Annotated in this window: 11 protein-coding genes; 10 read left to right on the top strand and 1 reads right to left on the bottom strand. The window is 59.0% G+C overall.

Going from position 1 to position 11947, the window contains the following annotated elements; all coding sequences use genetic code 11:
- Nucleotides 1–529 precede the first annotated feature (529 nt).
- Genes VOI18_RS00600 through VOI18_RS00560 form a run of 9 tightly spaced genes read left to right on the top strand, consistent with a single transcriptional unit; the run spans nucleotide 530 to nucleotide 10380 of the window.
- Nucleotides 530–3877 carry a TM0106 family RecB-like putative nuclease gene (locus VOI18_RS00600; RefSeq protein WP_323760485.1) on the top strand — a complete coding sequence of 1116 codons (3348 nt, stop codon included), beginning with the start codon at nucleotides 530–532 and terminating at the stop codon, nucleotides 3875–3877.
- Nucleotides 3877–4554 carry a DUF6946 family protein gene (locus VOI18_RS00595; RefSeq protein WP_323760484.1) on the top strand — a complete coding sequence of 226 codons (678 nt, stop codon included), beginning with the start codon at nucleotides 3877–3879 and terminating at the stop codon, nucleotides 4552–4554. Before VOI18_RS00600 ends, VOI18_RS00595 begins: the two co-directional genes overlap by 1 nt.
- Nucleotides 4555–4574: 20 nt before the next feature.
- Complete coding sequence (locus VOI18_RS00590; protein ID WP_323760483.1) at nucleotides 4575–4835, top strand: hypothetical protein; 261 nt, start codon at nucleotides 4575–4577, stop codon at nucleotides 4833–4835.
- On the top strand, nucleotides 4828–6186 hold the full coding sequence (locus VOI18_RS00585) for a hypothetical protein (RefSeq protein ID WP_323760482.1): 1359 nt from the start codon (nucleotides 4828–4830) through the stop codon (nucleotides 6184–6186). Before VOI18_RS00590 ends, VOI18_RS00585 begins: the two co-directional genes overlap by 8 nt.
- A complete protein-coding gene (locus VOI18_RS00580; protein WP_323760481.1) occupies nucleotides 6187–7695 on the top strand; it encodes an AAA family ATPase in 1509 nt (502 codons plus the stop codon).
- On the top strand, nucleotides 7692–9020 hold the full coding sequence (locus tag VOI18_RS00575) for an McrC family protein (protein ID WP_323760480.1): 1329 nt from the start codon (nucleotides 7692–7694) through the stop codon (nucleotides 9018–9020). Before VOI18_RS00580 ends, VOI18_RS00575 begins: the two co-directional genes overlap by 4 nt.
- Nucleotides 9001–9672 carry a hypothetical protein gene (locus VOI18_RS00570; RefSeq protein ID WP_323760479.1) on the top strand — a complete coding sequence of 224 codons (672 nt, stop codon included), beginning with the start codon at nucleotides 9001–9003 and terminating at the stop codon, nucleotides 9670–9672. Before VOI18_RS00575 ends, VOI18_RS00570 begins: the two co-directional genes overlap by 20 nt.
- 49 nt (nucleotides 9673–9721) lie before the next feature.
- Nucleotides 9722–10003, top strand: a complete 282-nt coding sequence (locus VOI18_RS00565; RefSeq protein ID WP_323760478.1) for a hypothetical protein — start codon at nucleotides 9722–9724, stop codon at nucleotides 10001–10003.
- Nucleotides 10004–10035: 32 nt separating this feature from the next.
- Nucleotides 10036–10380 (top strand): hypothetical protein, encoded by a 345-nt coding sequence (locus VOI18_RS00560; protein WP_323760477.1) that lies wholly within the window; start codon nucleotides 10036–10038, stop codon nucleotides 10378–10380.
- Here the strand turns inward: VOI18_RS00560 and VOI18_RS00555 are convergent.
- Nucleotides 10377–10838: a hypothetical protein gene (locus VOI18_RS00555; protein ID WP_323760476.1), complete on the bottom strand. Its 462-nt coding sequence runs from the start codon at nucleotides 10836–10838 to the stop codon at nucleotides 10377–10379. The genes VOI18_RS00560 and VOI18_RS00555 overlap by 4 nt on opposite strands.
- Nucleotides 10839–11209: 371 nt before the next feature.
- Between VOI18_RS00555 and VOI18_RS00550 the strand changes: the two genes are divergently transcribed.
- Nucleotides 11210–11905 (top strand): IS6 family transposase, encoded by a 696-nt coding sequence (locus VOI18_RS00550; RefSeq protein WP_323760475.1) that lies wholly within the window; start codon nucleotides 11210–11212, stop codon nucleotides 11903–11905.
- Nucleotides 11906–11947 lie beyond the last annotated feature (42 nt).

Raw genomic sequence — 11947 nt, 5'->3', positions numbered from 1 at the left:
ATACCATGCGCCCAACCCTTAAATCGGGTGGGTGACAAAAACTGTCGCCAACTTGGTGCATTGGGAAGGTTGGCACACTAAAAATTGTGCCCGCAAGGGAATAATCAAATTCATACATGTACCCGGTCAGACACCGAATGCGGCCGCGTGAAGGTCGGGAGCAGGGCGTTTGGGAGAATTTTCAAGGGGCAGCACTTCTCCAGGGCACACATGCGAAAGCGCGACACACTGGAGCGATTAGGTCCTATTCTTTAGTGGCTCAAAGGAAACAGGCCCGACGCCGCTGCTCATCCTTTAGCTAATGAGACATGGTTCATCGTCGGCGAGGAGCCCTGTCGAGCTGTGGGCGCGTCCAGCCCTCGCCTGAACATTTGCGCTGTAAGCTAGGTGCCACCGGCGTGTTCCTCTGATCTTCGCCCAGGCGTCAGCCGAATTCGCGCATCTTTGCTATTGTGGCCGATGGTGACAGGTTTTGTCGCCCTGCTGTTGCAGGATAACTTGCACGGAAAACGAGCACATCGAGGGGCGGATGAAAAAGACCAACGGAAACCTGAGCTTCTACGCGTCAGACCTGATGCGGCTTCAGGGGTGTCAACATGCGACCGCGCTGAATCTGCGTTATCTGGAACAAGGTGACATCACCCCGGCTGCGGATGATGACGAGATGCGGCTGGTGCAGGACCAGGGGCATGCCCACGAAGCGGCGTTCACCGAGCGCCTTCAGGTTGAGGGACTGGACGTCGTCGAGCTCGAGCGCAAGTTTGCGTCGCCTGAACTGGAACGTGCGGCCACGCTGGAGGCCCTGCGATCAGGCCGCGAGGTTGTGGCGCAGGCTGCCCTTGGCGCTGAGGGGCGCTGGGGCGGGTATGCTGATTTCCTCTACCGGGTGGAACGGCCGTCAGATTTGGGCGCCTTCAGCTATGAGGTCGCCGATACCAAGCTGAGTCGGTCGCCCAAACCCGGCCAGATCCTGCAGCTGTGCCTTTACTCCGACCTGCTGACCGACATCCAGGGTGTCGCGCCTGAATGTGCCCACCTCGAACTGGGATCGGGTGAACGATATACCGTGCGCCTGGACGACGTCCGCGCCTACGCGCGCCTGGCCCGCGAGCGCTTCGAGGCCTTCGTGGAAGCACGACCCGAGACGCGGCCGGAGCCGGTTCCAGCCTGCAATCTCTGTCGCTGGCGCGAACACTGCCGGAATGAATGGGAGGCCGATGACAGTCTGGTCCTGTTGCCCGGCGTTCTGACCAGCCAGCGCCGCAAGCTCGAGGCTGCCGGCATCACAACCATCAACGCACTTGCGGAGGTGCGGGGACGCATACCCAAGCTCGCACCGCGCACCCAGGACAAGCTGGTGTCACATGCACGCCTTCAGCGAGCCCGACGCGCGGGCGGACCTCCGGCTTTCGAACGCCTGCCGGTTGAGCCTGGCCGCGGATTCGACCGCCTGCCCCGCCCGGATGAAGGAGACATGTTCTACGACATCGAGGGGGATCCCTATTTCGAGGGAGGCCTCGAATACCTGCATGGCGTATGGTTTCGGGAAGGTGGGACGTGGCAATTCCGGGACTTCTGGGCCCATGATCGCGAATCTGAAGGCAAGTCTCTGGACGCGCTAATGAAATTCTTCCGCGACAGGCTGGTCGCTTACCCCGGCGCCCACATCTATCACTACGCCCCGTACGAGATCACCGCCCTGCGCAAGCTGACAAAGGTGCACCGGACCCATGAGTCACTTCTCGACCAGTTCCAGCGCGACAAGGTCTTCGTTGATCTCTACGGCGTGGTGACCGGCTCGATCCGCGTGTCCGAGGGCGGGTACTCGATCAAGGATCTGGAAGCCTTCTACATGGAGAAACGCGAAGGCGAGGTCGCGACGGCTGGCGCCAGCGTGGTCGCATACGAGAAATGGCGGGAGACCGGCGATGCCGCCATTCTTCAGGAGATACGGGACTACAACGAAGTCGACTGCATCTCGACGCAATTGCTGCGTGACTGGCTGATCGACAAGGCCCGCCCTGCCGACCTCCCTTGGCCCGACTTGTTGGACGGGGACGGGCATGAGGGCCCCGACCTGGAGCGTGTTGCGGAGGAAGAAGCCGAGGATGCGGCGAATGCGGCCAGACTGGCTCCGCTTCGTGACATTCTCGGTGATGAAGAAGCACAACTGGTCATCGACCTCAGTGCCTTTCACCGGCGTGAGAAAAAGCCGGCCTATTGGGCGATATTCGATCGCATGGCCAAGGATAGTGACGATCTGGTCGATGACCTCGACTGCCTTGCGGGACTGGAGGCGATCGGGGAGGCAGAACGCGGAAACCGCGGTGTCCACAGGCAGCGTTATCGATTTCCTGCTCAGGACACGAAGGTCGCGGAAGGCAAGACCGCCAGCCTGAAGCCGGCGGAGATGCCGGTCACCGTGAAGGTTCTCGAGCTCGATCATGACCGGGGCGAAGTGTTCATTCAGTTCCCTGGAAAGGCCGGGCCGCCGCCGGCGGAGATCGATCTCCTGCCCCCGGGGCCTATCGGTGACCTAATCTTGGTAGAGGGGGTTGCGTCCGCCAGCGACCTCTTGCTTGCCGATGATTCCAGCATCACCGCATTCAGACGTTTCCTCACCCGACAGCCGCCGAGCTTTCGGGATGAACGCGCAAATATCCTGTCAGGCGCAGAAGAATTGCCGGAGCAGATTGCAGAAACGATCGCACAGCTCGACCGCTCGACGCTGGCCATCCAGGGGCCGCCCGGCACCGGCAAGACCTATGTCAGCGCGCTGGCGATCTCTCGTCTGGTGGCGAGCGGCAAGCGGGTCGCGATCTCGTCGAACTCGCACAAGGCCATCGAGAACCTGCTGTTGGCGACAGCCCGGCGCATGGATGATGACGCCGTTGCAGGGCAGCTCGTGCAGAAGGTTAGCGATAGTGATGCCGCGCCAGCACATGATCGCATTCTGGTGGTCACCGACAATGAGGATTCCGAAATTGATGCGGCCGCCATTGTCGGGGGCACGGCATGGCATTTTGCACGCTACGACGAGAACGCGTTCGACTATCTGTTCATCGATGAGGCCGGACAGGTGTCCGTCGCTAATCTGATGGCGATGAGCCGCTGTGCCAAGAATATCATCCTGGTCGGAGACCCGATGCAATTGCCCCAACCTGTTCAGGGCTCGCACCCCGGGCAGAGCGGACAATCCTGCCTTGAGTACCTTCTCGGCGATCAACGGACTGTTCCCGATGACCGTGGTGTGTTCCTGCCGACCAGCCGCCGTATGCAGGACGGCGTCTGCGCCTTTATCTCCAAGGCGGTTTACGAGAACCGGTTGGGGAATGATGCTGGCGCATCCCGGCAACGACTTCATGATGCCGCAGGAGAGCTGCGGACCGGGGCGCATTTCATCCCGGTCGAGCACACCGGAAATGCGCAGGTTTCCGAGGAGGAAGTCTCCGCAATCTGTACGCAGATCGAACAGCTTGTCGGTGGAAAGTTCGGTGATCGCGATGGTGAGGAGCGGGCGCTTGTTCACGCCGACATACTGGTCGTTGCCCCTTACAACGCGCAGGTAAACGCACTTCGCGCGGCGCTTCCCCCAGAAGTGCGGGTCGGAACAGTCGACAAGTTCCAGGGCCAGGAAGCGCCGGTTTGCCTCGTATCGATGGCGACATCAAGTGCGGCCGAAATGCCCCGCAATCTGGAGTTCCTGTTTTCGCTGAACCGAATTAACGTTGCGGTTTCGCGCGCAAAAGCACTGGCCCTCGTGTTTGCCAGCCCGAGGCTGCTCGAAGTGCCCTGTGCAAGCATCGAACAGATGAAGCTGGTCAACACATTGTGCGAGCTTCGACTCTCCAGTGGCCAGAATGAGGGGCCGACCTGATGAGAAATTGCATTTATCGCCCCACGGCTGGGCCGAATGACTGGAAGGCATTTCTGGCAAAGCCTGATCTGCACTGGAAGACCGGCCGTTCGGCGCGCTCGATGGCTCATAGCTGGGAAGAATCCGGCGGGTGTCCACCGGAGGTGTCGACATGTCTTCAGCAGATGTTCGAAGCTCAGCCGGAGCCACTTTTCGTGGTGCCCGAGCATCAGGTCGACTTGCCGGGCGGCAAGGCTGCCAGTCAGAATGACGCTTTCCTCTTGTGCGCTGTGGGCGACGAGTTGGCGGCGGTCATGGTGGAGGGCAAGGTCGATGAGACTTTCGGCCCTACACTCGGGGAGTGGCTGGTTGATGCCAGCCCGGGAAAACGAGTCCGCCTAGAGGCCTTGCGATCCATTCTGAAGATCGACGGCGAGATCGAGCCGGACCTTCGATATCAGCTCTTTCACCGCACCGCGTCGGCTGTGATCGAGGCGCGCCGTTTCCGCGCCGGCCATGCCGTCTGCCTGATACATTCGTTTTCGCCGACAGCGCGCTGGCGCGAGGACTTTGAACGATTTGCCCGGTGCCTCGGTGCTACGTCAATCAAGTCCGGATGGGCCCAGGTGCCGGGGCACACAAACCCGACATTGCATCTTGCCTGGGTGGCCGGTGAGGCACGCTATCTTCAAAAATAAGAATTGCTCTGGGGGAACGTATGACGATCAGAATTTTTGCTCGCAAGAGCCGTGGTGCAGATGCCGGACTTCTGCTCGAGCCAATCCGGGACAAAAACGGCAAGTTCATCGTCAGCGAAACCAAGTTCGCCGAAGACTACATCTTTGTCGACACATTGCAGGATGTCGTCGAACACATCCGTGCAGGCTACAAAGTGCGAATGAAATCGCCGCGAGGAGGTCCTCCAAGCCTGATCTCGCCGAGCTCCATAACGATCGAGAGCGGGTCTGAAGATGTCTGAGTTCGGCATTGACGAGAGTGCGCTGACGGACTTGATCCGGCGCTTCCGCGAGACCTTCCCGGACTTCGAGAGCTTTCGATCGGAAACGGGCGGATACCGGGACGGTGAGCGCGAATACAAGGATGCCTTCCGCGCCGTTTTCCTCGACGTCGTCGCGCCCTTGCTGGAAGCCGATCCGGTAGAAACCGAATCTCAGGCCCGGGGCCTCCTCTCGGCGCTGCTACGTGCACTGACTGAGAAGGTCGGGGAGTCCGGAACTGTTCAGAACATGGTTTCGTGGCGCGGGCATGATCATCTGGGCAAGCTGAAAGGGGCTCCGGCTGTCGATGCCGCTCGAGCCTTGCAGCGGCTTTGGATCGACACGGGGGCTCACGGCGCGGCCATCGAGGCATTCTCGGAAGCCTATTCCGACGCCTTCGCTCGCGGTGGCCAAGGTGGCGGCGTCAACGGTATCATCGCCGTCTTGGGTTCCCTGGTGCTTGCAATCAAGGATCCGGCGGGTGCTGTGCTTGTCAGAAAAAACCTCTGGTCCGCAGTCGCAAAGGCGCTGCTCCACCGCATCATCTTCCACAACAGGCCGATCCGAGCGGAAGAATATGAAGAGGCCCTTGCCGTCGCGAAGTCGGTTTTCAAGCGACTTGAAGCCGAAGGCATGCAGCCTACCGACCTTTGGGATGTTCACAATTTTCTCTGGGTGACTGCGAGCGGGACGTATCCGGGGGCGACGAATGCGGACTCTGCAAAATCCGGTGTTCAGGAGCTCTTCACTCGTGACGCGATCGAGGGAGCCATGGATGCGTTTGATGCTTACCGCGACCGAGGTGACCACGCCGAGATATTTGGAGGTTTTGGGAGTCCCAAGGGCTTTTGGGTTAGGTCCACAAGGGATCGAGAGCAACGAGTCTATCCGACCAAGCCGATTGTTGGGTTCATCCAGAAGAGCACGAATATCAACGGTGGCTGGTCGACAGTGACGGATGCGGCGGCACGCCTGCACAATGCTGGCTTCATTATCGTAGATGAGAATGACCAGCCAGTGCCTGTACCTCCTGACAGGCATGCGCATTTGATGAGCGGAGCGGACCAAATCCGAGCCGTCGCGTTGAATTACTACATCTCCCCAGCCCGTGATCGCGGAGATGCAGACGTACAAATAGTTGTGCGACGAATTCATGACGAAATTGGCCTGTCGGAGGCTTGGGCGAATGTAAGTCAAGCGCTCGCAGGCGGGAATCTGCAAACCTTGGCTTCGTTGTCTCCACCGTCTCGAAAAGGGCCGGAGGCAAGCACAACGACTTCTTTTGTTTATAGGCTTCGAGATCTGAGTGGTGGTTCAGTTATGACTAAGTAAGTGACAACTAACCTCATCCTCTTCGGCCCCCCTGGAACCGGCAAGACCTACAGTACCGCGGAAGAGGCCGTCCGATTGTGTGATGGCAGCATTCCTGCGAGCCGTGAGAGTTTGATGCAGCGATATGACGCATTGCTGGATGAGGGCAGGATCGAATTCGTCACCTTCCACCAGTCGTTCAGCTATGAAGACTTCGTGGAAGGTCTGCGGCCATTTACTGGCGAGCCGGACGGGGAGGGTTCGGAAACTGGAGCAAGCTCCTCGGGTTTCAGCCTCAAGCCGATAGACGGTGTGTTCAAGCGGATCAGCGAGCGGGCGCGTCTCGACGTCGGAGCTGCAGGTGAAGGCCGTCTTGATCGGACCAGGTCGATTTTCAAGATGGCACTCGGGCAGCGGGATGTGGACGAGCAGCAAATCCTGGACGCGCTCGATACCAATCAGATCCGGATTGGCTGGGGGGGCAAGATCGACTGGTCAGATGAGCAGTTTGATGACTTCGAGGCAATTCATAGCCGGTGGAAGGCGGAAGTCGGTTCCGACGTCAGCGGTCATGACGGAAATGTGGTGATGACTTGGTCGTTCCGTTCTTCCATGCAGATCAGGGACTATGTAGCTGTTTCGGATGGCCGGGATCGCATCCGTGCATTCGGGCAAGTGGCAAGCGACTACCTGTTTGACCCCGACACAGAAAGCTTTCCGCACCAACGATCCGTGGACTGGATATGGCGCCGCGACGAGGGTGCTGACCGGTCCCTGTTCTATCCGAACGGATTCCGGCGACACGCGGTATACAAGCTCGACATGGCGCTCGTTGACTGGGACGGGCTGGAAGAAGTCGTGCTCGGCGAGGACGGGACCGACCCTTCCGCGAACGCACGAAGCCATGTGCTCGTTATCGACGAGATCAATCGTGCGAACATATCCAAGGTGTTCGGTGAGCTGATCACGTTGTTGGAGGCGGACAAGCGGTTGGGAGCGGCCAACGCAATCCGTCTGCGGCTGCCTTATTCGGGAAAGTCGTTCGGCGTTCCGGCCAATCTTCACATCATTGGCACCATGAATACGGCCGACAGGTCCATTGCCCTGCTCGACACGGCACTTCGACGGCGTTTCCAGTTCAGGGAGCTTTTGCCGAAGCCGGATTTGCTTTCGACAAACCCGGATGGCATCGATCTGCAGGCCCTACTGACGCGCATGAATGAACGGATCGAATATCTGTTCGACCGTGACCACCAGATCGGTCATGCCTACTTCATCCATTGCCGGAGCCGCGACGACGTGGACACGGTAATGCGCGACAAGGTCATCCCGTTGCTGGTGGAATATTTCTACGAGGACTGGGAGAAGATCCGCCAGGTCCTCGGTGAGACCAGCGATGAAGGGCGGTTTGTTTCCCGCAGGGCGCTGGTCCCACCGCCCGGGATGGACGGCTATGGGGCTGACGAAGTGCGCTATCGCTACGCCGTGCGGACGCGCTTCGCAGATGACGCCTACACCGGGTTCGCATGAACGCGCCGCTGACACTCAGGGAATGGAGTTATCTTCCGATCCGCGAAGGCGGGGAGGAGGGCTCGCTCCTTCCGGCGGAAGCTGACCGTCTTCATGCGGTCGCGCAGGCCGCCGAGCGCGATTTGCGACTCGGTTCGGGAGAAAGCGACAAGGTCCTTCAGCATCACAAGACGCGTATCCGTGCCCAGCAGGTCGTCGGTGTCCTGGCCGCGCCCGGTGTCGCTGTGGAAATTCTCCCCAAGATCGACGACCAGAGCGACGAGGCCGTCAGGCATGTGCTTGTCGAAATGCTGGCCCAGGCGTTCAATCTTCCGATCGCGCCAGGGCGGCTGGCCGAACTCTCCCGGCAGCACCGCCATCTGCTGGAGATTGTCATTGGCCTTTTTTGCGAGCTGGTCTTCCGTGTCGTTCACCGAGGTTTGCCGCGCGCCTATGTCGGGCAAATGGCGGATCTGCCGAGCCTGAGGGGAAGGTTGGACGTCCACCGCCAGTTCGGAGTCCTTGCTGCTTCACCGCAGAAGCTGGCCTGCCACTTCGATGAGCTCAGTAGTGATATCCTGCCCAACCGAATTCTCAAGACGGCGATCAACCGGTTGCGGCGCCAGTCGTCGGCACCAAGAAACCAGCGCCAGTTGGCGGAGCTCGATTTCATGCTGGAGGACATTCGTCCCTTCGCGCCGGGCGAGCCAATACCCTTTCAGGACCTGGTGCTGGACCGGACGAATGAGCGCTTGCGCGCACCTTTGGAGATTGCGCGCTTTCTGATCGAAGGCAGCTATCAGACGACCTCGTCCGGCCACGGACGCGGATTTGCGCTTCTGTTTGAGATGAACACGCTCTTCGAGGAATTCGTCGGGCGCGCCGCGCAACGTGTCAGTGGTCGACACGGTGCCAGAGTGCACCTCCAGGGGCCGCGTAGTCATGTTCTCAATCGTGAAAGCGACGGGCGTGCCCTGTTTGCGACCAAGCCCGACATCTATTGGTCGCATGCCGCTGCGGACATTCTCGTCGATACCAAGTGGAAGCGACTGGACGCCTCGGATTCAGAGGGGCGAATGGGTGTGAGCCAGGGTGATATCTACCAGATGATGGCCTATGCGCATGTCTACCCGGCCCGCCGCCTCATTCTTCTCTATCCACACATCGCTGCGCTCAGGAAGCCGGCCGGGATCCAGGTCCGGTTCAGGATTTCCGGAACCGACAAGATCTTGGAGATTGCCACAATCGACGTCGCACGACCGGACTTGGTGCCGGCGCAATTCTCAGTCTTGATGCAAGGGCGGCTCGATGATGGGGAGGATCCACGTGTCGGTACTGCAGCATGATGTCCTGAAGGCGCGACAACGCGCAGAACGCGACGCCTATCCGGAAACACTGGGCCTTCGTGTCCACCGGGCCATCAGCTGGCTCGGGCGCGCCGAGAAGGAAGTCGGCACCGGTGACCTCGACGCCGCCTTCATCTTCTACTGGATGGCGTTCAATGCTGCCTATGCGGGCGAACTCGGCGACAGTCAGGGTGATGCTTCAAGCGCCCGGGACGACTTTCGGCGCTATTTCGGACTCCTGCTCAAGGCTGACAGCAAGCAGGCCATATACGACGCTGTCTGGACCCGCTTTCCGGGACCGATCCGCGTGTTGCTGGACAATCCGTATGTCTTCTCGCCCTTCTGGCAGGCGCAACGTGACGGGGGGGGAAATGACTGGAGGGCCGCGTTCGATAAGAGCCAGACCGCTGTTCGCTCTGCCCTGGCCCGGCAGGACACGCAAACCATCCTTCAGATCATATTCGACCGGCTCTATGTGCTAAGAAACCAGATCATGCATGGCGGCTCGACCTGGAACAGCGCAGTCAATCGCGACCAGCTCCGGGATGGTGTCGATATTCTTGCTTGGCTGGTTCCGATCTTTGTCAGCCTGAAGATGGATCAGCCTGAACTGGACTGGGGTCAGCCTTTCTATCCAGTGGTGGAGGCATGACAATCGATACTCTTGATCAGCTGTATGTTCTGAATCTGGGAGAGCTGCGATGACCTCCCCCCAGGCTCGAGATCTGCTTGACGCTCTCGGTCTTGCTGAGAAGCGCAGGGTAGCAAGTGGTCGCTATGTCACTGCCAATATCGGCCCCGCAGAGAATTGGTTGTATTTTGTGACCTACAGGACAAGAAGCGGGTTCTGGTTCGGCGTTTGTCCAAGGAAGGCGCAAACAAAAATCCGGGCAGATGTCCTGACCTTTCTGGAAAAAGAAGGGTTCGAGCCTACCAGTCGGAATTTCGAGGCCATCCGACTGGTTGGCAAAACGGTCCAATGAGCGATTTGCGCAACACCGATGAGGGTATGGAAATGAAGAAGCCTGAAGCCATCGACCTGTTCCGGGCGCTGGGACTTGTCGAGAAGCGGCGAGTGGCAAGCGGTCGTTATCTCACCGCAACTGCCGGACCTGTCGAGGGCTGGCTGTACTTTGCCACCTACCGGACGACAGGTGGTGGTTACTGGTTTGGAGTTTGTCCCGAGGCGCCACGGACAGAAATTCCGCCCAACATTCTTGCGCGTCTCGAGACGGAAGGCTTCGAGAAGACGAACAAGAACTATGAGGCGATCCGGCTTGTTGGAGAAGATATCCCCCAGTCTGCACCGGAGGCGCGACTGGTCATGGCTGAGCTGCAGGAGATGTTGGCAACGTCCTAGGGGCGTTTTGTCCAGAACGCAGCAGTTTTCGCGACACAGCCATCAGGCATCTTTCGCTGACCCGAGATTCTGTATCCAAGGCTGATCATAAGGCTGCCAACCAAATACCCAGCGGTTTGTGTGGCCTGGTTGTGTGCTCGATAGTCCACACCGAGAGCCGCATTGAGTTCACCATCCACGCCAGCGAGAGCGGGCAGCCCTTTTTCGGTAGCCTCAAGGCACATTTTCTTGCCTGCAGGTGACGTAATTATATCGTTCATCTTGAGGGCGATGGGTGAATTGAGACGCATGCCGCCGTCTTCTGAGTATGGCAGGCCCAGAAACTCGATGACTGTTACAAGATAAGCCGCCTCCGGCGAACTGTTAGAACGAGCGTTTATCCATAGGTTTTCCCGTTCTTTGGCGGTCATGGCTTCCAGCATCTCGACCGTTAGTTTTCCGGGCAGTTTGTCCGTCATAAAGGGCTCCGCGGAGGTTGATTGTAGAATCGTGACTCAGTGTTTAGTTCCGTCAGGGTATGAAAACTCAGAACCCAGAAGCCTGCTTAACACGTCCAAGCACGCCGTTCTCGTCCCGCAGCGCTCCAATCGTTCTGACTAGAAGCGTTGCTAAGGCGATGTTTGGATTCAGACCTGAAACGTTACGACAGCGAAAGAATAGGAGGTTCTTTTCGGGCAGTGTCAGAGGAACTTCGGCTTGAGCGTGGGGTACCGGTTTCCTATACTCGTTTGATGCGTAACCCGTTCAAGTATTTCAAAACTTCGCCCGAGATGGCAGTGTCAGAGGAAAATCGCTTGAGCGTCGAATCCCGGTTTCGTAGCCTTTTCCGATGCGTAATCCGTTCCGGTATTTCAAGACTTCGCCCGAGTTCATCCGCCTTGCGGTGATGATGTACATCCGCTTCCCGCTGTCGCTTCGAAACGTTGAAGATTTGCTCCACGAGCGCGGCATCGACATCACCCACGAGATGGTTCGCTTCTGGTGGAACCGGTTCGGGCCGCTGTTTGCGAAATCGATCCGCAAGCGCCGCGTTCAGAATGGGCACTACTCAAATTGGACTTGGCATCTGGATGAGGTTTTCGTCCGGATCAACGGCGAGCTCCACTACCTCTGGCGGGCCGTCGATCATGAAGGTGAGGTGCTGGAGGCGTATGTCACCAAGCGTCGTGATCGCAAGGCGGCGCTGAAATTTCTGCGCAGGGCGATGAAGCGATATGGCCGCCCGGAAGTGGTCGTCACCGACAAGTTGCGCAGCTACAAATCCGCGTTTCGGGAGCTGGGGATTGTGGGCCGCCAGGAGACCGGGAGGTGGCGCAACAACCGGGCCGAAAACTCGCACCAGCCCCTACGGCGCCGAGAGAAAACCATGGGCAAGTTCAGGCACCCGAAAAGCCTCCAGAAGTTCGCCGCCGTCCAATCGTCCATCCACAATCACTTCAACCTCGAGCGTCACCTCTATTCGCGACCCGACGTCAAGGAAAACCGCTCCGTCGCCTTGGCTGAATGGCGTCAACTCGTGGCCTGAGCCAGGGGCAAAGAATGTCTTTCGAGACCCGTTCGCTTTTGT

The organism is Maricaulis sp. (assembly GCF_034670125.1).
Classification (GTDB): Bacteria; Pseudomonadota; Alphaproteobacteria; order Caulobacterales; family Maricaulaceae; genus Maricaulis.
Note: the sequence above shows the minus strand (reverse complement) of the source record. Positions and strands in the feature narration are given on the sequence as shown.

Coding starts and splice junctions, on each gene's coding strand:
- VOI18_RS00600 (WP_323760485.1), top strand. CDS start 530: ATGAAAAAGACCAACGGAAACCTGAGCTTCTACGCGTCAGACCTGATG.
- VOI18_RS00595 (WP_323760484.1), top strand. CDS start 3,877: ATGAGAAATTGCATTTATCGCCCCACGGCTGGGCCGAATGACTGGAAG.
- VOI18_RS00590 (WP_323760483.1), top strand. CDS start 4,575: ATGACGATCAGAATTTTTGCTCGCAAGAGCCGTGGTGCAGATGCCGGA.
- VOI18_RS00585 (WP_323760482.1), top strand. CDS start 4,828: ATGTCTGAGTTCGGCATTGACGAGAGTGCGCTGACGGACTTGATCCGG.
- VOI18_RS00575 (WP_323760480.1), top strand. CDS start 7,692: ATGAACGCGCCGCTGACACTCAGGGAATGGAGTTATCTTCCGATCCGC.
- VOI18_RS00565 (WP_323760478.1), top strand. CDS start 9,722: ATGACCTCCCCCCAGGCTCGAGATCTGCTTGACGCTCTCGGTCTTGCT.
- VOI18_RS00560 (WP_323760477.1), top strand. CDS start 10,036: ATGAAGAAGCCTGAAGCCATCGACCTGTTCCGGGCGCTGGGACTTGTC.
- VOI18_RS00555 (WP_323760476.1), bottom strand. CDS start 10,838: ATGACGGACAAACTGCCCGGAAAACTAACGGTCGAGATGCTGGAAGCC.
- VOI18_RS00550 (WP_323760475.1), top strand. CDS start 11,210: ATGCGTAATCCGTTCCGGTATTTCAAGACTTCGCCCGAGTTCATCCGC.